This window comes from Marinicella litoralis (assembly GCF_002591915.1).
Classification (GTDB): domain Bacteria; phylum Pseudomonadota; class Gammaproteobacteria; order Xanthomonadales; family Marinicellaceae; genus Marinicella; species Marinicella litoralis.
In genome coordinates this window covers 175,161-199,092 of the sequence record NZ_NIHB01000004.1, presented here as the reverse complement: position 1 = coordinate 199,092, position 23,932 = coordinate 175,161, and the positions used below count along the sequence as shown (strand labels likewise).

At 41.6% G+C, this 23,932-nt stretch carries 21 protein-coding genes; 11 read left to right on the top strand and 10 right to left on the bottom strand.

Going from position 1 to position 23,932, the window contains the following annotated elements; genetic code table 11:
* Positions 1–181 precede the first annotated feature (181 nt).
* Positions 182–877 (top strand): hypothetical protein, encoded by a 696-nt coding sequence (locus tag CCS90_RS12535; RefSeq protein WP_099019913.1) that lies wholly within the window; start codon positions 182–184, stop codon positions 875–877.
* A 17-nt stretch (positions 878–894) separates the two neighbouring features.
* Complete coding sequence (locus CCS90_RS12530; RefSeq protein WP_099019912.1) at positions 895–1,725, top strand: hypothetical protein; 831 nt, start codon at positions 895–897, stop codon at positions 1,723–1,725.
* Positions 1,726–1,839: 114 nt separating this feature from the next.
* On the opposite strand, the gene CCS90_RS12525 is transcribed toward CCS90_RS12530, so the two are convergent.
* From CCS90_RS12525 to CCS90_RS12515, 3 genes are all read right to left on the bottom strand, one after another.
* Positions 1,840–2,337, bottom strand: coding sequence for a TspO/MBR family protein (locus CCS90_RS12525; RefSeq protein WP_099019941.1), 498 nt, complete (start codon positions 2,335–2,337; stop codon positions 1,840–1,842).
* 161 nt (positions 2,338–2,498) lie between these two features.
* Positions 2,499–3,209, bottom strand: a complete 711-nt coding sequence (gene bla, locus CCS90_RS12520; RefSeq protein ID WP_099019911.1) for a subclass B1 metallo-beta-lactamase — start codon at positions 3,207–3,209, stop codon at positions 2,499–2,501.
* Between the two features lie 70 nt (positions 3,210–3,279).
* A complete protein-coding gene (locus tag CCS90_RS12515) occupies positions 3,280–3,894 on the bottom strand; it encodes an acyl carrier protein phosphodiesterase (protein ID WP_099019910.1) in 615 nt (204 codons plus the stop codon).
* 196 nt (positions 3,895–4,090) lie between these two features.
* On the opposite strand from CCS90_RS12515, the gene CCS90_RS12510 reads away from it, so the two are divergent.
* Together CCS90_RS12510 and CCS90_RS12505 are read left to right on the top strand one after the other, a co-directional pair.
* Complete coding sequence (locus CCS90_RS12510) at positions 4,091–4,867, top strand: class I SAM-dependent methyltransferase (protein ID WP_099019909.1); 777 nt, start codon at positions 4,091–4,093, stop codon at positions 4,865–4,867.
* A 166-nt stretch (positions 4,868–5,033) separates the two neighbouring features.
* On the top strand, positions 5,034–5,582 hold the full coding sequence (locus CCS90_RS12505; protein WP_133566508.1) for a Pycsar system effector family protein: 549 nt from the start codon (positions 5,034–5,036) through the stop codon (positions 5,580–5,582).
* 13 nt (positions 5,583–5,595) lie between these two features.
* Here CCS90_RS12505 and CCS90_RS12500 read toward each other — a convergent pair whose 3' ends face one another.
* On the bottom strand, positions 5,596–6,450 hold the full coding sequence (locus tag CCS90_RS12500; protein ID WP_211337043.1) for a cation diffusion facilitator family transporter: 855 nt from the start codon (positions 6,448–6,450) through the stop codon (positions 5,596–5,598).
* Positions 6,451–6,576: 126 nt separating this feature from the next.
* On the bottom strand, positions 6,577–8,202 hold the full coding sequence (locus tag CCS90_RS12495; RefSeq protein WP_099019906.1) for a metallopeptidase domain-containing protein: 1,626 nt from the start codon (positions 8,200–8,202) through the stop codon (positions 6,577–6,579).
* Between the two features lie 253 nt (positions 8,203–8,455).
* Between CCS90_RS12495 and CCS90_RS12490 the strand changes: the two genes are divergently transcribed.
* From CCS90_RS12490 to CCS90_RS12475, 4 genes are all read left to right on the top strand, one after another.
* Positions 8,456–9,709 (top strand): MFS transporter, encoded by a 1,254-nt coding sequence (locus CCS90_RS12490; protein ID WP_099019905.1) that lies wholly within the window; start codon positions 8,456–8,458, stop codon positions 9,707–9,709.
* Between the two features lie 291 nt (positions 9,710–10,000).
* A complete protein-coding gene (locus CCS90_RS12485; protein ID WP_099019904.1) occupies positions 10,001–10,384 on the top strand; it encodes a GntR family transcriptional regulator in 384 nt (127 codons plus the stop codon).
* 1 nt (position 10,385) lies between these two features.
* Positions 10,386–11,249: a hypothetical protein gene (locus tag CCS90_RS12480; RefSeq protein WP_133566509.1), complete on the top strand. Its 864-nt coding sequence runs from the start codon at positions 10,386–10,388 to the stop codon at positions 11,247–11,249.
* 34 nt (positions 11,250–11,283) lie between these two features.
* On the top strand, positions 11,284–13,677 hold the full coding sequence (locus CCS90_RS12475) for a serine hydrolase domain-containing protein (RefSeq protein WP_162846861.1): 2,394 nt from the start codon (positions 11,284–11,286) through the stop codon (positions 13,675–13,677).
* An 18-nt stretch (positions 13,678–13,695) separates the two neighbouring features.
* On the opposite strand, the gene CCS90_RS12470 is transcribed toward CCS90_RS12475, so the two are convergent.
* The 4 genes from CCS90_RS12470 to CCS90_RS12455 form a co-directional block, all read right to left on the bottom strand.
* On the bottom strand, positions 13,696–15,930 hold the full coding sequence (locus CCS90_RS12470) for a DUF1631 family protein (RefSeq protein ID WP_099019901.1): 2,235 nt from the start codon (positions 15,928–15,930) through the stop codon (positions 13,696–13,698).
* A 157-nt stretch (positions 15,931–16,087) separates the two neighbouring features.
* Positions 16,088–18,604 (bottom strand): ABC transporter permease, encoded by a 2,517-nt coding sequence (locus tag CCS90_RS12465; protein ID WP_099019900.1) that lies wholly within the window; start codon positions 18,602–18,604, stop codon positions 16,088–16,090.
* Positions 18,605–18,609: 5 nt separating this feature from the next.
* The gene (locus CCS90_RS12460) at positions 18,610–19,275 is read right to left on the bottom strand and encodes an ABC transporter ATP-binding protein (protein ID WP_099019940.1); all 666 of its coding nucleotides are present in this window, start codon (positions 19,273–19,275) and stop codon (positions 18,610–18,612) included.
* A gap of 34 nt (positions 19,276–19,309) precedes the next feature.
* Complete coding sequence (locus CCS90_RS12455) at positions 19,310–20,023, bottom strand: arylesterase (RefSeq protein ID WP_099019899.1); 714 nt, start codon at positions 20,021–20,023, stop codon at positions 19,310–19,312.
* A gap of 264 nt (positions 20,024–20,287) precedes the next feature.
* Between CCS90_RS12455 and hemH the strand changes: the two genes are divergently transcribed.
* On the top strand, positions 20,288–21,373 hold the full coding sequence (gene hemH / locus CCS90_RS12450; protein ID WP_099019898.1) for a ferrochelatase: 1,086 nt from the start codon (positions 20,288–20,290) through the stop codon (positions 21,371–21,373).
* Positions 21,374–21,380: 7 nt separating this feature from the next.
* Here hemH and CCS90_RS12445 read toward each other — a convergent pair whose 3' ends face one another.
* Positions 21,381–21,893: a SixA phosphatase family protein gene (locus CCS90_RS12445; protein ID WP_099019897.1), complete on the bottom strand. Its 513-nt coding sequence runs from the start codon at positions 21,891–21,893 to the stop codon at positions 21,381–21,383.
* Between the two features lie 156 nt (positions 21,894–22,049).
* Here CCS90_RS12445 and CCS90_RS12440 point away from each other — a divergent pair, with 156 nt between their 5' ends.
* Together CCS90_RS12440 and CCS90_RS12435 are read left to right on the top strand one after the other, a co-directional pair.
* The gene (locus CCS90_RS12440) at positions 22,050–23,312 is read left to right on the top strand and encodes an IPT/TIG domain-containing protein (protein ID WP_099019896.1); all 1,263 of its coding nucleotides are present in this window, start codon (positions 22,050–22,052) and stop codon (positions 23,310–23,312) included.
* Between the two features lie 61 nt (positions 23,313–23,373).
* A complete protein-coding gene (locus tag CCS90_RS12435; RefSeq protein WP_133566512.1) occupies positions 23,374–23,925 on the top strand; it encodes a hypothetical protein in 552 nt (183 codons plus the stop codon).
* The last annotated feature ends 7 nt before the right edge of the window (positions 23,926–23,932 follow it).

The following is a 23,932-nucleotide window of genomic DNA, read 5'->3' as shown; positions in this document are numbered from 1 at the left end:
ACCCAACCGAATTATTAAACGCTCCATTGTCATTGAGCCAATGCTTGATACACAGACAAAAACATTAATTAAATATTTTATGTCATAAATTCATTCCAATTCTCGAATAGATGTTTATAGCCAAAAGCGAGTGGTCTCGTTGAGGTACATTTTTATCGTCTGACTAAGTAAGGAGAATTTTATGAAAAAAATTATTTTATTAAGCTGTGCTTTGATGTTCGGTCATGCCAACGCCAGTAACGGGGTTTTTGCAATTAACGACATTTGTGATGCCTTTGGTTGTTTTCCTGGGGACTCCAGTGGATTTCCAATAACCATCACTGAACCCGGCAGTTACCAACTGACATCCAACATCGTTTCATCATCGACCACCACCGATGTGATTCAAATCAATGCCGACAATGTCACCTTGGATCTCAATGGATTTTCCATCATTGGCCCTCGAACATGCACTGGTGACAACACCACTTTAGTTTGTACCAACAATGGCATGACCGCACATGGTGTTTCAGCAGTCAGCCGCAAAAACGTCAAAGTCAAAAACGGAACGGTCAAAGGTTTTGATACAGGTATCAGCTTAACCTCATCCAGCTCACGAGGCAATGTGGCTGAAAACATCCACAGCAGTGAAAATGAATTTGGCTTTTCAGTTATTAATGGCATGGTGAGTAACTGTGTGGCCAACCGAAATTTAGATACAGGCATCAGCAATGGCTTATTCAGTCGATTGTTTGTTAAAGATTCTTATGCCGTAGGCAATCGAAACTTCAGCATAATTGCCATCACATGTAGCAATGTATACCTGTCAAATAATGGCGCTGACAATTGTCTTAACTACACCAATGGCAGTACTTGTGGTAGTTCATTGTGTCCTTAATTTTGAGGAGAACTGAAATGAATAAACAACTCATCAAACAAGGTTCAGTGATGCTGGCTTTGTTGTTCAATGTAATGATTGTCCATGCTCAAGCCATTCCTAGTTATGTACAACAAATTAATTATTCGGTAGACATCGGTCACCTCAATGACGGCGGAATTTCCATTCTTCCAAATGACTTATTGATTGACTATGGCGATGGTGTAGCACCCAGTGGTTCAATTTCACCAACGGTAATCAGAGACATCAGAGGGGCCATTGTTGACGGCTTTCATTACGAAGTCGATGGAACAAAATATTTTTCATTTGATGTGGACACTCGAGTTAATGGCGCTTCAGTCTTAAAATCTGACATCATCCGTTGTAATGATTTTAACTGTACCACTTTCGGCTATTTCTTTGATTCGGTGGCACAAAACCTCCAACACATCAACATCAATGCATTTACTTTCGACGTTGAAAATGGGGATTTGATTTTTTCTATTGATGGCCCAGCCACCATCGGCTCATTGGGTGTTGTTGCGGCCGACATGGTTCGTTATGATGGCAGTGTTTTCAGTTTAGAGTATGACTCAAGTTCATCCATAGACGGCATTGGGGTTTACAAAAACATCAATGCAATCAGTATGATGTCAACCGGCGAATATGGGATCAGTCTGGAAAATGATGGGGACTATAAGGATGAATTTAATTATGACAATCATTGGATTCTCAGCTATGCACCCAGCAACCGGACATGGCGGTGGTTTTATACCATATTGTCCTTTGGCGAATTTGAAAATCCTTTAAAGCTGACATCCTTGATGATCAGAGAAAATGATTTGATTTTTCGCAATGGCTTTGATTAAGCACTCAATGGGCCTTTTTCGTAACAACCCAACGGTATGCCAATTGATTGACATACCGTTGTTTCTTTAACAGCATAAAATCCAAGAATTTGCATGCAATTTAAAAACCACATACTATCCCAGTATCTGTGGATTCAATTGCCACATGGCATAATTCAGTGCGGTCGCAAAACTGACCCACAAGAGGTAAGGAACCAACAAGCCCGCTGCCCAATGACTGGTTCGTATGAATGTCCACAGAGTTGCCACGATCAAGCCCCACAACACAACAATATTGAATAATGAGGCTGCACCCATTTGCCAGGCGAAAAACAACCAGCTCCACAGTCCATTGATGAACAGCTGCAGCAAAAACAATGTCAGTGCCACTCGATTCTCTTTGAATCCGCCTTGGCGCCACACCAACCATGCAGCTATCGCCATCATCGCATACAACACTGTCCACACTGGGCCGAACAACCACCCAGGTGGAGCCCAAGCCGGTTGGATCAACTCAACATAAAACGATCTGGCTTGGATTGATGCCATGGCACCTATGGCAGAAATACCAAAACACAGCAGCAGCCAGAAGACCAATCCGAAGATTTGTTGTTGTTTGCTTTTTAAGTACAAAGTGATTCTCCCAATTAATTGGTTGTTGAAGGGTGTAAAAACTTGCAAGACGTATTTTCCTACACTGTCTGTCAAATTGTTGTCAAAGTCTGGGCGGCATCAATCAGCTCAAGTGATTGAAGAAAATCATGAAACCCACTTTGCGGTATTTTAGTTTAACTTCAATGCTTACCCACCAAGTCGATGGTGTGGCTGAGTATAGCTGCATCACCCATCTCCCCATGACCAGGGACCACTTTATCAATGACTGGAAATTTACTTTGGATGTTGTTGATTGAATCAGCCCATTGCGCTACATTGGCATCTCCGGTAAAGCCCAAACTCTGCCATGCCAGTGGCCTGACCAAACAACCACCGAACAAAAGTTGATTGTGCGGTAACCACACCACCAAATTATCACTGCTGTGTCCTTCACCAGGGTAATAAATTTCCAGCCGTTCATTGAACATCAAAACATGATCCCCTGTGAATACATGACTGGCTGTAGGCAGGCCTTTACTGGTGAGGATTTCATCGGTAAATAAAGATGTATAGGTTGGCACTGATTTCGCATTAAGCAACCCAATACCTGCCGTTCTGTCGTCATGAAAGTGGGTTGAAATGCTGGCCACCACTGTCAAATTTTGTGCGGCAATCCACGACAGCAATTCGGCTGTGTCTTGTTCTGACCAAGGCGTGTCGATAATAACGGCTTGCTGATTAATGACCACCACCAAGCCGTTTGAACCTACCCAACCATAACCTTCAATTATCTTAAAAGATGTATGCAGATAAACATCCTCGTCAATCGCTTTGATTTGTAATGACCTGTCTATGTCCTTGGACGTACAGCCATTCAATAGAAAAAACAACAAAGGTAGCAGTAATTTCATGGTTGTTTGGTTTGCCTCATTTAATGGTTATTAATGGTCATTGTAAAATCAATGCGTTGCCAGCTGTTGATTAAAGCAAACAATGGTTGTTGGCACTACCGAGTTGATGGTTTTTAAAATACACCACCAACTCAGGAAAAAATGCAGTGAAGTCTGCTTTGAGGTCGTCATAATGCTGCTCTAAAACAGGCAAGTATTGTGTGGCAGTTTCCCTGGCATGCGTTCTGGCCGATAGGCGTTGATCGATGCGTTCTAAAGCTATGATCAAACCATTAAATGTTTGATAATTACCCAATAAATTGGTCTCAGCCATGCGACTGACTATCCTTTTGGCTTTGTCAGGATAATCACGAGACGACACAAAGGCCTTACGATTGAACACCAACAAAAAGTCTGTCAGGTCATATCGGCAATAGGCTTGCCAATTTTGCGACAAAAAATGATCGTACAATAAATCCAATACCACGCCCTTGAGGTGACCCTTGGAACCTAGTTTTGACTTACTCAATGTCAAAACCGGATGTTTATCAGTGAATTTATCAATTGCTTTGTGCATTTTCATGCCTTCAATCAATGATTGGCTGGCACCCTTCCATGCAGCACCTCTTAAAGGATCAGCCAGGACATTCCCCAGCTGGTATTCAATGTTGTTTTTAGAAAGTAATGTGTGGGCCAACCAATTCATTATTGCGGTGTCTGTTTCTTTTGTCTCAGCAATTATAATTCAATGTCTGCCATGATGCCTGGTTTTTACTGAGTCGTTCCAATGATCATTCATTCAAGCCAAATGTAATATCACAGTCGATGACTATCTGCACATTACCCACCATACAGAACTGTTATAATAACTACAGAGTTGAAAGCCTAAAACGAGGTTTAAAATGTATAAATCATGGATCCTGATTTCATTGATATTAATATTATCACCTGTTCAAGCACACAAGCCAGAAAACCACGCAAGTGACATCATCACACAAGCCCTGTCTGCCCCAGATCGCAGTGAAGCCGACAGACAACGCGACACAAGAAGCCGTCCAGATGTCACTTTGGCCTTGTTAAACATCGGTCATGGTGATGTCGTGTTTGACGTATTCGGTGGCGGTGGGTATTACTCAGAATTGATCGCACGAGTGGTTGGTGAAGGCGGCAAGGTCTATTTGCACAACAACCAAGCCTATCGAAATTTTGTCAATGACGCCTTGAGTCAACGCATGAGCCAAAACAACATGACTCAAATGATTCAACATGATCGTGAAGTCGATGACCTGGGTATCCAGGAAAATACGCTCAATGCGGCGCTCATCATCATGTCTTACCATGATTTATTTTATGACGATAAGGTCAATAATTGGCCACAAATTGATCATAACAACTTCATTCAACAAATACACCGCGGCTTAAAACCAGGAGGACGCTTTCTGATAGTTGACCACCAAGCCAACTCAGCACGTCAAGCCCAAGATACACATTCATTGCATCGCATTGAAAAAGACTTTGCGATTGATCAAATGGAAGCATTGGGCTTTAAACGGGTGGCTGAATCTGTTGCATTGGCCAACCCAGATGATGACAAAAGCCAGTCTGTTTTTGATCCTGAAGTACGTGGCAAAACCGATCGATTCATTGTGGTCTTTGAAAAACTGACTGACAAAAAATAAGGCTGTGATCAAGGGTTATTTTTTATAACCCTTAAATGCTCAATTGACTGATCGACCTCACCTTAAGAATATAAACAAAAAAACCTATATTTAGCACAAAAAGGCATAGCCTGTCTGAATAAACTCGGATAGAATGCGAACTTTTACGGCTTCAAAAATTACCGCCATGTCCGTCACCAAAATGACCCAGAAGGTGCAACAACACCCCTTGTTCAGTGAACAGAAAACCCAATTCATCTATGCGGCCTTGAAAGAAGCTCAAGACAACATACGCACCTATGACACCAAAGCACAAATTGTCGGTATTGGGTTTATTTTCACCATCGGAATGGTGATAAAGTTCAACACATGGTCGGGGATTTCAACGCAGTGGTATCACTTGGCGACCATCGCCACTTGGATATTGATTATATTACCGGCTACATTTTTTGGCTCAGTTCTGTACCCCACTCGACGAGTCGCACCTGAAGTATTGAAAGACCAAGATCAAGTCAAAGGTCTGTTTTACTTAAGCAATGGTAAAAGCATGTCTGAATTCATGAACCAATTAAATGGTATGAACATTGAACAAGAGTTGTCCTATGAATTACTCAAAGTCTCATACCTCAGAGACATGAAACGACGACGATTTTTACAAGCCATGTCTGTTGCTTCCGTCAGTTTGGTCACTTTATTTGTGTTGCAATTGATACCTTTTATGGGTTGGGTGGCATAAGCTTCTCATCAATTCAATCCACCTCATAAGGTTCTACATGTATGGAAACATCGGCCACTTTAAACGCGGCCACCAATATGTCTTCAACTTCATGTGCAATGTCATGCGACTCAGTGATGTTCAGGTGTGCATCAACCGCAATGATTAAGTCGACGGCCTTGATGTCACCAATCCAGCGAGAACGCACCTGTCGCACTTCCCTGACCCCAGCCACTTTCATTGACGCTTTACTTAACAACTCTGGGTCAATGGCAAATCCATCGACCAAAATGGGCACCACTTTTTGATAAAGACCAAACGCAAAATACAACACCAAACAAGCCACACCCACCGCACACAACTTGTCCAACCACAGGTAGCCCATGACTGAGAGTTGCCAACTGACAATCACCAAGATTGTGGTGATCACATCAACCAGGGTATGTTGTGCATCGGCAAGTAAAATATCGGAGTCCAGTTTCTTGGCCCAATGACGTTCCCATAAGGAAACGGATATATTCAGTAACAGCACCACCATCATCAATCCCAGACCCCAAGGTTCACTGATGATTTCCTGACTTTCGGCTCTGATGGTTTGAAGTATTAACTCCACCGCCAAAACAACCAACAAAGAGGCCAAGGCAAACACCCCCATGGTCTCAAATTTTCTGTGGCCATAAGGATGATCATCATCAGCAGGTTTAACCGCCACGCGCATCACCATCCAAATCACCACATTATTCAAAACATCAGTCAATGAATGAATCGCATCACCTAAAATTGCCAATGAATGGGTTGCCAAGCCCACAATCACTTTCAACACCAGAACCACAACGTTGTACAAACCTTCGATCAGGATGATCTGCTGTACTTTCTTATCTTTGTCCATATTCATTTTCACTTTGAATGGCTTAAAAGGTTTTGCTATGTCAAATAAGCACCCTATTCCAGTTCAGTTCAACATTAAGCAGAGATTCCATGCATTACTGGGATAACTATTTAAACGCGGGATATACTACAAATCGAATCCATTGCCAAAAATGATATCCAGAATATTGAAATCAACACTGATTTCAACATCAGCATACATCAAACCATTGACGTCTGTACTGATATCGTTCACGGTGATGATTAAATCCGTACCACTCAGCCAATAATTTGCAAAAGTATGCGATTCACCAATTCCAAGGTCAGCCTCTAATAAAGTGGTGTTGTAGCCAGTTGGCGAGTTGGTTGATACCACCATCAACCGATCTTTTCCAATACGCGTCCCACTGTTGATTCCGGCGTCTCGATTAAAATTGATGTTCAGACTGGAGGAATTCACATTACCATTTTCTGTATGAATTTTGAGTAATACATATTGATCTGCTGCCACTTGATCATAATCAGCCAAACCGATGACTTTACCTGACCAAGTACCCTGCCCAATTAGCCAATCATCCTCAAAGAAGGTCAGTTCTTTGTTATTGTACCAACCAAATTTTGAACTTTTTGCCGAGTTAAAACACATCAAGGGACCATCATCATTGGAATATGAATAACCCATCATGCCAGAAGTGTCGGCATACTCATTGCCACCAATGCCTGAATGTCCCATACCCAAGTTGTGCCCCAATTCATGCATTTGAGCACTGACATAGGTGGCCCAATTGTCGTTGTATACCGAAGATGAACCATTCACTGAAGCATAAGCAATCCAACTGCCATCTGTATTTGGTGGCAAAGCAAACATGATGTGATCGGCCTGGGAAAACAAGCTACCAAATAATTCATTGCCCGCAGTAACCACTGCGTTCCTCACAGTCCCACTGGAAATGCCTTGAACATCCATATCTATGGTCAATTGGACCACGCCATCAACAATGTGCTGACCTTGGGCTGCCAAGAAATTAAACTGGTCATAGGAACAAGCGCTGTATTGAGAGGCCAAATTAACGGCGTCTCCATCGGTGCCAAAAACAGAATCACCCAATGAAGTTGGCGTCGCTGTGGTACTGAAATCATTGGCGGTGACATGAATCACCAAAGCCGTTCTTTCAACCAAACCTTCAGTGACGGCCAACAAATTAGACATTTCGGCCACTGAAAAATCTTTCAATTTGGCATCTATAGCCACTTCATCCCAATCAACCTGCCAATTGGATTGGTCATTAATATTTATTTTGTCAGAGAACCATTGAAAATGACTGACCATTAATTTTGGATGTGCTGCCTGCTTAAGTTGTTGTCTTAGTTTCGACTTGGCATTCAACATTTGTGCCGTGTGCGTTGCTTTGATGCCAGTCATTCTTTCAAGGCCTTCCATTAATTTATTTTCAATGGCTTGATTGGCCAGAAAATACTGTTGTTTGATCGCTGCATTCAATCCTTTGACTTCATACGACAATCCTTGGTCATCTTCACAATGCAAACTGACTGCATGCTTTGAATCAACCTGCTGGCTTGCCACTTGATACAATGTACAGGCGAAAGTCTCCGCAGTGAACACCTCATTCTGTTGCGTTTGCAGCTTAGCGTGTACGGTCACATTAAACGACAAAATCAAGACTACCCACAATCGCTGACGGTAGATATAAAAATTCCTATCCAATGAATTATAAAATCTACCTGTTGTTTTTTGTCCAGTTCTGTTTGTCATGATGATCGCATCTAATATTTACTTACAGCCATTATAAACAGGCTTGCGGTGGAAAAAGCCAACTGGTTCATATTTTATGTTGCTAAATATACTGACTTTTTTAACCCATTGTCCAACAGGCGCGAATTGTAGACACCTATTTTATTAACATGAAATAAAAATCAATCTGCTTGATTGATGTTCGCTATTTTCACCCAGCAGAATTACAATCTGTTATTTCACCACGCATAACCATATTTAGGACGAAGCTTTCATGTACCAATTATTGATGATATTTATTGCATTGTTACTGATTTCTTTTTTGATCAATCGATTTTCTGGACTGCATAAAAACATCAGCATCTTGTTTTTAACCCAACCGCTGATTACAGCGGCGGCCCCAATGATGGTATTCATCGGCGGCATCATTTCAAAACAAATGGCTCCCAGTCCATCACTGGTTACATTGCCTTTGTCATTCATGATTGCTGGCACAGCAGTGGCCACCATTCCAGCAGCCTTTTTGGCCAAAAAACTTGGCCGGCGCAAAGCGACCATGTTGGGCTTTTGTTCTGGAATAGTTGGTGGTTTATTGGCTGTATTGGCCATAAAAACTGCACTTTTTTATCTTTTTGTTACTGCAGCTTTTGTGATGGGCTTCAGTGGTTCATTTGCGCAACAACTCAGGTTTGCAGCGATAGAAAGCTTGGCTGACCAGAAAGACATACCCAAAGCCGTTTCACTTTTGATGTTGACTGGAATTTTCGCTGCCTTGATAGGTCCTGAATTGGCCTTTGTCAGTAAAGACTGGATGGCTGCTTCACAAGATTATACCGGTACCTTTTTCGGTATCATGATATTGGCTGCAATTGCCATCACCATTGTTTCAAGGTTCAAAGCACCCGAATTAGCAGAAGATGTCATCAGCCAACCCACCCGCTCGATGACTGAAATTGCCAAACAACCCGTATTTATAGTGGCCATGGTCGCTGCGGCTCTGGGGTTTGGTTTAATGAGTTTTGTGATGACAGCCACCCCATTGAGTATGCACCAACTTCACAACCATTCATTGGAACACACCAAGTGGGTGATTCAATCACATGTAGCCGCCATGTACCTGCCTTCTCTGTTGACCATCTGGTTGGGCTCTAGAATCAAAACCAAATACTTTTTATTGGTGGGTACTTTGATGTTCATTGGCGTGGTGGTCATCGCCAGTCAAGGTCATGAGTTATTGCATTACTGGTGGGCACTGATTTTATTAGGCATTGGTTGGAATTTTTTATTCTATGCTGGCACCACATTATTGCCTTTGAGCTATCACAACCATGAACGTCACAAAGTCCAAGGCATCAACGATTTCAGCATCTTCACCTTTCAAGGCTTGTCTTCCTTGATGGCTGGCTGGGTGCTATTCAACTACCAATGGCAAGGCATCCTGTACACCTGCATTCCTTTCCTGGCCATCATGTTGGCCATCACCATGATGCGGTTCATCAATACTCATAAAGATGCCACAGCCCACTGATTGATGTTTCATTTAAGGGCAATTCACGGGGGTACATTGTGGACACCCGGTGGGGTACAAGCCCAATAAAAACCACCATTAAATACTTTTGACACCGTTTTCACCAAACTATATACATCTTAAAAAGCATCTATTTGTTAAGCCTTAACCTATTGTTTTCAATAGATAAATTAACAATAATTTTGCAATACCTGCGAAACAGCCTGAATAATTTCAGCAGAATTTTCTTGTAATTTAATATGAACCAGTTGTACCATTAGGACATACGGTACATATGGGACATTATAAACGATGGAAATTACAGTCGATATAGAAAGTGCAACACCGATGTTTTCACAACTGGTGATGCAAATCAAACAAGCAGTACAGCATGGCAAAGTCGCACCAGGCGATCCTTTACCATCGATCCGCCAGTTAGCCAATGATTTGGAAATGAACAACAAAACCGTGGCCAAGGCTTATCGTTTATTGGAACGTGATTCAGTGATTCAAACCAAAGGTTATAGGGGAACATTCATTCACCCTGATGCCATGGCCAACTGCACAGTTGACCTCAATGCCTGGGTCACCAAACAACTCAGAGAAACCATCGCCACCTTTAGAAAAGCGGGCGTCACAGATTCAGAAATTCGCATCGCTTTTGCTGATGTACTTAACCAGCCTCAAGGAGGATAACATGACAAACCTATCTATTTTTACCCTCGTTTTTATGACACAAATATTTTTACTGTCTGTGTTTTACCCAGGGAAACTTTTACAAAGAATGCGTACCATTCAAAAAAAGTACCCAGAATCTACCCATCCGAAACTGTACCCAAAATCGACCAATTACTACCAAAAAATGTCCAGCTTTTACGGCATTATCAATGGTTTGATTTTTATCTTAGGCTGGGTGATCGTCTATTATGTCCATGAAGGCAGCTTAGTCAGTGAAAAAGGAATCAACCAAATGCTTCCTTGGGTTTATTTCATGATCCAAATGATTCCGACTTGGTTGTTAGAAATTTTTGGTTTTAGACTGTCTAAACTGATGAAACAAGAAGACACCAGAAAGCAAAAATCTGCCACGTTGGCTCCAAGACGTTTAACTGAATACGTATCACCCCAATTATTAAGCGCCGTTATCATTACTTATTTTGTTTTTGTTGTGATTGCTTTTTATATCGAGGGCTGCAAATTTGAACTGGATGGAAAAGCCTTTCAGATGAGTGTTATTCTGTTGCTCTGTTATGCTTTTTTCTTTGGCATGATGAGCTGGTTAATTTATGGTAAAAAACCTGATCCCTATCAAAGTAAAACTGATCGAATAAAAACAATCACACTGGTTATAAAAACGTATTGTTACACCATGATGGCTTGCGCGTTTTTTATGGTCTTCGCCCTCGCCGTTAGTATCCACGGTCTTAAATCCATGATGCCTGTAGCGATGAGTTTGTTCTTACAATTCATCGTGGTCATTTCAATGGGGTACATGTTACACAACAACCGACTGGAAGACATAAATTTCGATGTGTACCGAGCAGATTCGGAAACCAGTTGAACCAACTACTCAGACAGACAAACAGGAAAAGAATATGAAAATCAAACCACCCATTCAAGCGATGCTGTTAATGATCACCCTGATTGTGATGTTGACCTTACCAGCCTATGCATTCACCGAACCAAATCATTTACAACAACAAATAGAACGCCTTTCTATCGAGCTGGAAGCCAAGCGCAATGAGTACCGCATCCCTGGGATGGCCATCGCTGTGGTCAAAGATGACAAAATCATCATAGCTCAAGGGTTTGGCGTCATGGACATTGAACAGAAAACACCGGTGACAGCCGAAACTGTGTTTTCTATAGGCTCCAGCTCAAAGGCATTCACTGCCACCATGGTAGGCATGTATGTAGATCAAAACAAACTGGCTTGGGATGATTTGGTGACAGCACAATTGCCAGATTATCAGTTTACAGTTGACGGTGACGTATTACCGATCACCTATCGTGACATGCTGTCACACCGCACTGGATATACCCGCAACGATTTATTGTGGGCCAATGGCAAAGCCAGCAAAGCGCTGATACTGAAAACAGCCGCAAAAGCTGAACCCGTCGATGCATTCAGAAAGAACTTTTATTACAACAATGTGATGTATTTAGCCGCCGGTGAAGCCATGGCAAAGTTGTCTGATTCATCATGGGATGCGCTATTAAATGACCTGATACTCCAACCTTTAGGGATGAATAACACAACTTCAATTCATGAAATTGCTGAGTCCAGTCCACACATCTCTTTGGGTTATCAATGGAATGAAGAAACAGAGCAACATGATTTGATGCCACGCAGAAATTTAAACAACGTGGCTCCGGCCGGTGGCATTTATTCCAACGTCAACGACATGGCTCAATGGATCAAATTCCAACTGAATCAAGGAAAAGTCAACCAACAACCCTTGATTTCACAACAACAACTCCAAGCAACCCATCAAGCACAAATTGATATTGCCAGCACGGTCGATTATGGCATGGGTTGGATGTTACGAAAGTGGCAAAACCGTCCAGTCATTGAACATGGTGGAAACATCGATGGTTATGGCGCACAAGTGGCTTTGTTGCCTGACGAAAAGTTGGGGTTTGTGTTGTTAACCAACCTCACAGCCACGCCCTTACAACAAGAGTCAATCAACATGGTTTGGCGTCACTTGGCAACCCAAGAAGAAATAAAAGAAACAAAAACAGATTATCAGGAATTCGTTGGTGAATACCATGCCAATTTTGGACCATTCAAAGATGCCATCTTTACCTTTTTAATCAAAGATAATGGCAGTCCTGCAGTCGATGTTCCTGGACAAACTGTTTATGAGTTGTTAGACCCTGATGAAACTGGGAAATGGTACTTTAAAGTGACCAACTCCATTTCTGTGTCATTCGATTTATCAAAACAAGGTAATGTGGCTGCCATGCGGATGCAACAAAATGGCATGAATTTCGAATTACCTCGCAAAGGTTATAACATAGAGCCGGAAGTTGATACAGGCACATTTAACCAGTACCTAGGTTCCTATGAGTCAAAAAAATTAAACGGTCACATAAAAGCACTCATCCAAAACCACCGATTAACCATGGATGTGCCTAACCAAATGGCATTTGAGCTCCAATTACCAGATGAAAACGGTTTTCGTGAATTCCGCATCAAATCTGATACCAGTGTCAAGTTTGTTAAAAATGAAGCTGGTGTGGTTACTGCAGTTCAGTTATATAAAAACAAAATTGAATTGGTTGAAACCGCACCTAAACTTGAGGACACAGTGGTTGAAGCACTGCCTTCTGTTAACCAGATTATGGAATTAAGACAGTCAAAATCACGCATCAAAGCTTTAAAAAAGAACGATGGATTTGAGTTAACCGGTGTGATTAATATCAAGAGCTCAGGTATTACGGGGCAGTTGAAAACACAGTTTGATGCCAAATCAAGTTATAAAAAATTGATGGATTTTGGTGTATTTGGCCAAATCATTACCGTGGTCAACAAAAAACATGGCAGCACCTACGGCATCAACCCATACACAAAATTAACCGGCAAATACCTAAAACAAGCCATGAGTGAAAGCCCATTGGCCAGTATAGATTGGCAAAATCACTACGATGAAATTAAAGTACTCGGACGTTCCGAAATCAACCAAATACCAGTTTATGCGGTGTTACTCAAACAAACAGACCTGCCTGTAACCACTGCATATGTAGATATAGAAAATGGGGATTTGGTTAAGATAAAAACCAAACTGTTAATCCCATCAGTGGGTGCTGTGGGTGTGCAAATCACTTATGCTGATTACCGCGAACAACACGGCTTAAGAATTCCTTTCAAGACCTCCATCAAAAATCCCATGATGGGGGAAATGGAAATCATTTACCACGAGTTTAAAAACAAACAAAAGTTTAAAAGATCAGTATTTGATACCCGCAATCCAGATAAAATTTAAACAACAATCTAACTGGCATCACTGAACTTCAGTGGTGCCAGTTTTTTCTTCCATTTTCTTGGCAATGCTTTGCATGGCGCGATCAATCAACGGTAATTGCTGTAAAGATCTACATGAACCATTGCGAAACTTTTCAGCCAATTCAACCCGAAATAAATCAAATTCACGTCCTCCTTTGCCATTGACGAACAACAGTTTTCCACTGATGGGACTGATCCATGAAATTTTAAGCCTTTTGGTTCCCTCTTCAGTTTGGAACTCCATCCAGTCTTCTACTTTAGCCTCGAGGGAAGCATGATGAAATTCATCTTCTGCCTGATTGGCATCTTCAGGCGCCACTGTAGGATCAACATCTGTTTTCATAAATGCCCCTACACTGGACTGTTTATTGAACTCTTTTGACAACATCAATATTTCTGCAGGATCAATATAAGCCAAATGCTTGTTGGTTTTTGATAAGCCATTGGTTTGTAACAACACTTTTCTGATTTCCTTGGATTTCTTTTTCAACTCCAATTCTTGTAAAGCCACCAACTCCAAGCCCTCTTGCATAATTTCACAAAGCTTGTCGATGATTAGTTTAGAGGCCTTTTTATCACTTTCAGGGTTGGTCGCTTTGACCAAGTCCACAACAAATTTTTGGTATTTTTTCAACAGCTTGGGTGATTCTTTGTGTCGCAATTCAGACAAGACCAAAACATTGGCCCACGGTTTCAGTAGCAATGACCTGACAGCATCTGGAACTTTTTGTCCTTTGAGTGCCTGTTTCAATACTTTGGCAGCTTCAACTTTGGCTTTATTCAAACGCTCTCTGCCTGACATTTTTTCCGAATGACGACGTTCAGCGATCAGGGTTCTTTTTTTGATTTGTTGTTCAAACTGCAGAAACCTCATGATGAGTTTTTCGTAGTTAATGCTCTTTTCATGGTTTTTCAGGATAAACCCAACAATCTCTTTGATTTTATTTAAAAACAAACCTTTTTCATCGGTTTCGATGGTCCACCCAATTGAGGATTGAGCCATGATATTCAACAGCTGTCTGGCATTGTTCTTTTTGTCAGAAAAGAAGGTTTCATCTTTTAACGCAATCTGTAAATAAGGTAATTGTAATTTTGAAAGTACCAATTGAATGGTTTCCGGTAAATTCCGGTCGTCAACCAGAAATTGAAACAATTCACCTATGAGGTCTATCGTCCTCATATCTGCTTGTTTGATCTTGGTTTTACCGGTCAATGCTTTAAGCGACTTCAGTTTACGGAGTAACTCATCTTTTAACTCAAGAGGACTGATGGTTTGTTTGGTTTCTAACTCTTGGTCAGTCAACAGTTCGGCTTTAATTTGATCCAATGCATTGGTTAACTGTGAGAACTCAATTATTTTTTCAGGGGTGTATTGCGCACCAGGTTCTTGCGCTTTGACCTGTTCAGGATCTTGGTGCAGAATTTCAGCTATTTTCTTATAGTTTTCGTCAGTCTCTGACAAAGCCTGCGCCAAATAATTGATGGAATTACTGACTTGATCACTTTGTCTGACATTGTGTTTCACCTCGAACTTAATTTCAGGGAGGACACCCTGCTTTTTCAGGTATTTATTAACCAACTTATAAACAGGCCCTAAACTTTCTACCATGTTTTTTTCAAACAATTTGATGATGATTAGTTTGATGTTGTTTTCGGATTTAAGCGCGCTTAAGGACAATGCAAAGGCATTGACGATGGCATCAGGACCAATCGGGTTGCTTTGATTATCAATTTCTCCACTGCTTACCATGTCAGAAAATCTTTCATTCAGTAAATACAATTCTTCATGGTAAATTTGACTGATTTTGCCTGTCACATTGGTGATTGCCAGTTTTTGATCTAAATCATCTTCTTTAATCAGTGTTAAGGTCTTTTTATCATGTTCGGTTTGTGCTGATAGTTCGACAAAGTACACAAAGTCATGGTTTTTGAACTTTTGAAATATGATATTGACGTTCTTGGCAAATTCTCGCATCAATTTTGCGTTGTTTTTACGCGTGTCACCAATGGCAGCAAAGTATTGATTCTGCTGAACGTTGTTTCTCGCCGCTTCTGCCAAATCAAAAAAGAAATCATTCAAGCCGTCATAAAATTTCTTCAATCTGGGATTAAGGTATTGCACAAATATCCTGTGGATTTCATGCAAATGCTTGGCAAAATTTTCACCAACATCAATACCTTCTGTCCTTGGTTTGTTTGTTTTATTTTTGTCACTACTTGACTGTTCAGTCATCTTTTGTTGCTTCTCAAATCAGTTGGGGAAAATTGGTTTCTCTGCCACACAAATGTACATATATCCTATTTTTATTTCTATAAAATAACAACAATTGATTTAAATTGATGGACATTAGTTTTTGCTACTATTTTTGAAAATGGCCACATTTATTGCTTTAAACCAATTGTCTGACCATGTTCATCACATTAGATTTAATCACAAACCTGCCATAAAGGTAACTGACCAACAACAAAATACCCATCAATACCACCAGCGACCATACGCTCACAACCCAAGGAAATACAAAGGGCAAAGCAAACCAATAAGTGGTGATACCATAGGAAACCAACAAGCCCAACAACCCACCGGATACAAATGCCAACATACCCAGCAACAGAAGTTCTATCACATTGATCGCATACAAATCTTTGGTCAACATCCCCATCAATCTAAAATAAGCACTCTCCTGTAACCTGTCTTGAGATGTGGAAACCAATGATGTGACCAAAATCATCACCCCAGCCACTACACTCAGACCGGTAAAGATTTGGACCAATTGTGTCAATTGATCGACAAAACCTTTCAACTGTTTAGCGATACTGGCTCCATTCAAAGTGGTAATGCCAGGAAACTGTTTTGCAATGGTGGTTTGTAATTGAGGAATCACCTCAGCATCAACTTTCGCAGTGGCAAATTGAATTTGCGGCGCGTTGGCCATGGCTTCAGGTTGAAACATAAAATAAAAGAACGGACTTGGCCCCCTTTGGTATCGGCTTCTGACACTGCTGATGTATGCTTTTACTGGTACGCCTTGAATATCAAATACCACTTCATCATTGAGAGAAACTTGCAGGTATTCAGCAAAACTGTCCAAGATTGAAATCGGCACAGCACCTGATGCGGTTTGACTTTCATCAATGGTATAAAGTCGATTACTGGTTTGGCTCTCGATCAATTGTTCCGTTGGCAATATTTCATTGCCATAACTGAGGTTAAAGATTCGACTGATGTTGTCATAATTACCCAATTGATCCTTTAAGGTTTCAGCCGGTACGCCTTTTACAGATTCAATTCGGGCTCGGATCACAGGATAATAAGTCACCGGTGATACGATCAATTCATCCAGTGTTTCATGTTGATCACTTTGGACATCCAAAATAAACATATTGGGCGAATCCTCTGGGTACGTACTGATCAGCTGCTGGTCTATGGTGTGGTTTAATGCAGCAATACTCCACATCACCATCACTGCCATCGACATGGTGGTAAAAAACAACATCGACTGGTTACCTTTGCGGAAAATATTTTGGATTGAAAGCTTGAACAACCAATGGTTAATCCACTGGCGGTTAATTGACATTTTTAACAATCGCAAAATCAATTGACTGAAGAACCAAAACACCACACTGATCAACAGCAAGCCGATAGAAACTTGCAAACCCAGCCACCATGAAGACAGTTCCAGTGACATCAGAAGGTACAAACAAGCACCCGACAAGATTAACCAATATTTGGAAAAATACCAGCCCGATGTGGTTTGTTTTTGTTGTTGTAAAACCGCGACTGGTTTAATCATTGATAATGATTGGATGGTGCTGTGAGTCATTAATAAAGTCAAGGCTGCTGCAATGACCAAAACCTTAATCACACTGAGCCAACTGATACTCAAGGTTACTTGGGCCGGTATGATGGCAGCAAAAGCATCGTAACCAAAATACAATACCCACTGACTGAGGCCATAGGCCAAGACAACTGCTGCCAAGGTCATGATTAAAAACAAACGATAATACGCGTTTTTCAGTTGTTTTATCGGTTCACCAATCGCTCGCCTGATGGCGTTGGTGTGCTGTTGTCGATTGACAAAGGCTTTGACCACACTCATTAATCCAACCCCAGAAAGTACAATCACAGCCACGACCAGCAATTTAAGGAACTTTAAAAAGTTGGTGGATAAGGTCGAAATACTGGTTTGTGCGTCATTGACTGAGGTGACATTGATTTTGCTGGCAGCAGTCAACTTATTCAATTGATTGAGGTAAACCACACTTTGCTCGTCCGATGATTTAATTTCAAGTCGATAGTTCACTCGACTGCGCTGTCCCATTAACCCAGTGGCTTCAAGATCATTATTAAGCATCATAACCCGGGCACCAAAACCAAAAGCAGTCAAAGGCCTATCAGGTTCTTCAAGAATTTCATCTGCAATCATTAACTGGCTTTCGCCCAGAGTCATTTGATCACCAATTTGCAAACCCAAACCAGTCAATACTTGTCGTTCAACCAAAACCTGACCTGGTTTCAATCCAGCCAAAGTTGAGCCATTGGCTAACTTCAACTCACCATAAAGTGGATAATTGACATCAACTGCCTTCACCCGCACCAGTAAAGAGGCATCACCGGCATAAGTCATCGCATTGAATTGACGATCCCTGACCACATTTTCAGTCGGTAAATCTGCGGCCCATTGATTGACTTCTGCTGGAAATTCTTGGCGAGAAGTGACCACAACATCACCGCCCACCATGGCTTTTTGATTGTCATTGATGTAATCATCAACAGCCGTTTGCAATGAATCCAAGGTCAGGTAAGCGCCCAACGATACCAGTAAACTGAAACAAAACAACAACGGGTATATATAGTGACCGAACCACTCTCTCCTTATGATTGCATGACTGAGCACATTGGCTTTCATTGTTTTCACACCAGCTGGCCATCAACGATGGTTATGGTTCTGTCTGCCAAGGCAGCCAACGCTGGGTCATGGGTTACAATGACCAATGCGGTGTTGAAAGCCTTTTGTAAGTCCAAAAGCAGCTTCATCACTTGATCGGCATTTTTTTCATCTAAATTACCTGTGGGTTCGTCTGCAAAAAGAATTTTAGGTTGAGCCACCAGAGCGCGAGCAATGGCCGTGCGTTGTTTTTCTCCACCTGACAATTGATGCGGAAAACTGTTTATGCGATGGCCCAGTTGAACCGCTTCGATCAGCTCATTGACCCGATTCTGATCCTGCTTTCTTGCAATGCTCAGAGGGAATTGAATGTTTTCTTGAACAGATAGGGTTGGGATCAAATGGAAGGATTGAAACACAAAACCTATATCAGTCTGTCTTTTAAGTGCTAAATCTTCTTCACTCATCTGTGTCAATTCATCCCCATTGAGTATGACTATCCCTGACGTTGGTTGGTCCAACCCAGCCAGAATACTGAGCAAGGTAGATTTGCCTGAACCTGACTTGCCCATAATGGCTACAAATTCTCCCTGTTTAACATGCAGTGAAATGTCTTCCAATACTTTGATTTCGCTGTCATCCAATGCAAATGATTTTATGATGTTGCTAGCCGTTAATACGTTTTCAGTCATATTTTTTATTCTAATGTTGGTTATTACAGGTTGTTCAATGCGCTTCAATGTTTGATAAAACCACAGGCAATACATTTTGATCAACGATTACTTCGTAACCTGCAGAGGTGGGGTGAATCATATCAGCTTGATTCAATTGTGGGTTTCCAGCGACTTGATCTAAAAAGAAAGGAATCATGCTCAATCCATGTTGTTTGGCCAATTTAGGATACATGTCTTTAAAACCAGTGACATATTCACGGCCTAAATTATCATAAATTTGCATCCCTGCCAAAATAACTTTTGAATCAGCTGCTTTGATTCTGTTGATAATTTCGCTGATGTTATCGCGGGTTAATGCCAGCGGCAAACCACGCATGGCATCATTGGCTCCAATGTTCAGGATGGTCAGTTGTGGTTTCAATTGTAACACCCAATCCAAGCGATTTTTTAATCCACTGCTGGTCTCACCACTCAATCCAGAGTTGACCACTTTGACGTAATCATAGCCTTTTGCCTTCAAGCGCTTTTCAAGGATGGCCGGATAATTGCCGTCCTGTTTAACGCCCAGTCCTTCAGTCAAAGAATCACCCAATGCCAAAATCACATAACTTTGACTTGTCTTCTGTTTATTCTTTAAATTGGCCTGTCCCTCACTGCCGTTTGTTGTTGTATGGCTGCTTTGCTCACTGCATGCTGTCAATCCATACAGCACCAACAGCCAAAGAAGTAACGGGGTGATTTTGAAGTTATAAATATGCTTTGTCATGCTTGGGATGTATGCTTTAAAAAAGATTCAACAATAGATAATAAGTCACGAAGTTTAAACACACAACAATCAAATTCATGTGAACATGCTGCGTCGCCAATTAATTGAGGTGGCAGAGCAGTGAATTTACGCTTTCAACACCCTTGCAAGTTTCAGCAATTGGCCGTGTTTGAACTTGTGACATACAGTAAAGCAAATCTTTCACCCAAATAACACTTGTAACCGCTAAAATAGCGAAAGGTTTATTAATGGAACAAAAGCGCAGTGAAATACAAAAATACCACAGCATATCAGCATGGTGATAAATTAAAAATTGGTGTTCTTTTAGTCAATTTAGGCACCCCAGATGCGCCCACCAAAAAAGCACTCAAAATCTATTTAAAAGAATTCCTTTCAGACCCACGAGTGGTGGAACCTACATTTCCTCGTTGGGTATGGTGGTTGATCCTCAACGGAATCATATTGAACATACGACCCAAAAGATCAGCAGCGGCGTATGCCAGCATTTGGAATGAAGCTGGTGCAGGTTCACCCTTGTTAGCGATCAGTAAACAACAACACCAAGCCATCAGTGCAGAATTGAATAACAACAACATTGAAATCGTGACAGAATTGGCCATGCGCTACGGCAACCCATCAATTAAATCTGGTTTGGAAAAACTCAAAGTACAAAATGTCGATCGTTTATTGGTATTACCACTGTATCCACAGTATTCCGCCTCCACCACAGCTTCCATTTTTGATGCGGTGAGTTCAGAATTACAATCTTGGCGATTGATACCCGAAACACGATTTATTAATCACTACCACGACCATGCTGGATATATAGATGCATTGGCTCACAGTGTGAAAAACCATTGGCAGGTACATGGCCAACCTGACCAATTATTGATGTCTTTTCACGGTGTTCCAAAGCGCTATCTGATCAATGGCGACCCCTACCATTGTGAATGCCACAAGACAGGTCGTTTATTGGCAGAAAAACTCGGGCTTAACAAAGACCAATACCGCGTCACTTTCCAATCCATTTTTGGTCGCGAAGAATGGCTCAAACCGTATACCATGGACACCCTAAAAGCCCTTCCAGCAGAAGGCAACAAACACGTACAGATCATTTGCCCCGGCTTTGCGTCTGATTGCCTTGAGACACTGGAAGAGATTGCGGTAGAAAACAAAGGTTATTTTATCGAAGCTGGCGGCCAAGAATTCAGTTACATTCCAGCCCTGAATGACCAACCAGATCACATTAAATTCCTGACAAAACTAGTTACTGAACATACTAAAACTTGGCTAAATCAAACACCAATAGACCACTGTGAAACCAAAAACTTATTCAAGAATATGAATTAAACACTGTTTATTTTTCAATTGTGCTTTGATTTCCACCACTTTGCATTGGCAGGCTTTTGAACTGGGTTAAAGTGATTTGTCCGGCTTCGATGACCAGCTGATAGATGTTGTCATATTCTGCCTCACTCATTTTAAAAGCCGGTTCGCCTGACAACAAGTGAACCAGCATGGGCGTGGTGTTGCTGTGCCCTACAATCAGTACATTGCCTTCTTGCGCTTTCAATTGATCGGCAAATGCTGTCAGTTCACGAGGGTCATATATAGTCACTGGCAACCCTAAATGGTCAGCCAGGGGCTTGGCTGTCAATTGAGTTCGCTGATAGTCAGTGGCATAGACTTGAGTGATGGCTGCTTCAGACAACATGTGGGCAATATTCAACGCCCTTTGTTGACCCTGTAAGGTCAAAACCGGATCCTTACTGCCATCATCTACTTTTTCGGCATGTCGGATCAGATAAAAACTCTTGGCCTGAACCACAGCGCAAAAAAACATCAATAACAGCCAACTCACTTTTTTCATGTTGTATCCAATTGTAATTTTTTTTGATTCTATCAACTAAATGGGTGAAACACACGTTGATAAAGTCATGCTTTTTGAAAATATTTAATATTTATAATAGAATAATCAAATAAAACTCTGGAGATAGTTGTGTCAAGAATTGGATTATATTTACTGATGTTCAGTCATCTTGTCTTTGCCGGCCCTCCGTCAGGGTACAGTGTTTCACCTCAAAATGGCAATACAATGGGCAACTATCCAATGGTGATTTCCGACATCCCTAATCCATCCTCGGTATCAGATGTAATGATTGGTAATCAAGCTTGTTCAAATGTATCTGTTTCTGGCCCCAACCAAATAACATGCCTGGTTCCAAGTGGAATGGGCAATCACACCGTCTTTGTAAGCAGTGACACGGCTCAAAGTTTCAATCATGTCACCGATGTCTTTAGCTATGATGCACCCAACATTCAAGTTGTCGCGCCCAATAGCATCGCTCAAACTGGCAGCGAAACTCTGAACATAACGGGGCAAAATTTTGGTACCTCAGGCACGGTTTTGATTGGTGGAGAGCTGTGCCAAGTTTTAAGCTATTCGCATCAATCAATCGACTGTGTCACTCCTGCAGGCAATGGGCAGAATTTGTCCTTGGTCGTGATGCAGGCCGATAACAAATCAGACACGCTGAATGACTCAATTTCCTACATTCAATGCTTACCGGGTACCTACAATGCCAATGGAAATTGTATCCCTTGTGATGCTGGTTTTTACCAAGATTTGACAGACCAACCCTCTTGCAAACCTTGTCCAACAGGTACCGCCAGCAATATAACGGGTGCAGCGCAATGCAACGCCTGTCTTGCTGGCACATACAACAGCCAATCAGGTCAGGCTCAATGCATTTTATGCCCACAGGGGCAATTTCAAAATCAACCAGGTCAGTCAAGTTGCCATTTATGTGCAGCTGGAACAGCCAACAGTATGGCAGGAGCCACAGCATGCACAGCCTGTAATCCCGGAGAATTTGCAGCCTCCAGCGGTCAAGAATTCTGTCTGTCATGTAATGAAGGCACCTATCAAGACATGACCGGTGGACTGAATTGCAAAGTGTGCGGCCCAGGCACTTATACCGATCAGACGGGACAGGACAGCTGTACTTTGTGCCCAGCAGGCAGGTATCAAAATGATGTGGGTCAAAATATTTGTTACGACTGTGCCGCCGGTTCCTATTCACCCTTCAGCGGAGCCAATGAATGTACCTTATGCCCCAGTGGTTCATTCCAAAGCATAGACGGTGCAACCCATTGTTTAAGCTGTCCAGACAGTGAAATTCAACCGACTGAAGGTCAAACTCAGTGTTTGGGACCAGGACAGTGTGATGCGGTGTATGGGCTATTCTTTGCTGAATTCGAAAATGGATTGGACCCAGTTTTAGATTAATTTATCGACATTAAAATACCAAGCTTCTGTTAAAATTAAAATTTCAACCAGAAACTTTATTGTGTTCAGAAAATCCGTTTCATTTTTTATTTTAGTGGCATTGTTCTGGGTGTTGCTGTGGGTTTATGTGCCAGACTCAAGTCCTGGAATTTTTTCCATTGGTGATGTGTTTCGCGGTTTTTTCCTGCTATTTTCCTTGATGTCTAGTGGATTTGCTTTGCTGATGCTGCTTATTCGATACAAAGGCATTGATATCGTCAGCAGCCTATTCCCTCATGGCGCTTTGGCCGTTTGGATCGGTCAACATGCGTTTGAATACAGCCAGCCCAAAGTGATGTTTTATTGTTGTTATCAAGGCAACGATGAATCAAAAGTGATGGTGCTTACTTGGGCGAAAAAATCTCAAGAGTTGGTCTTACAAAACAATCAGCCTCAGCCGTTGCAACTGGGCGTGGTGACGGAAAACCCAAGCCTGATTTGGCATAGCCAGACGGGCATAAAAAATGAGCATGTAATCAACATCATGCCAGACATCAAATTAATTGGACGCAATCTAGAGTATGACTTGCTTATGACTGACAACGACTTTGTATTAAGCCGCCGAAAAGTTTGAATGAATC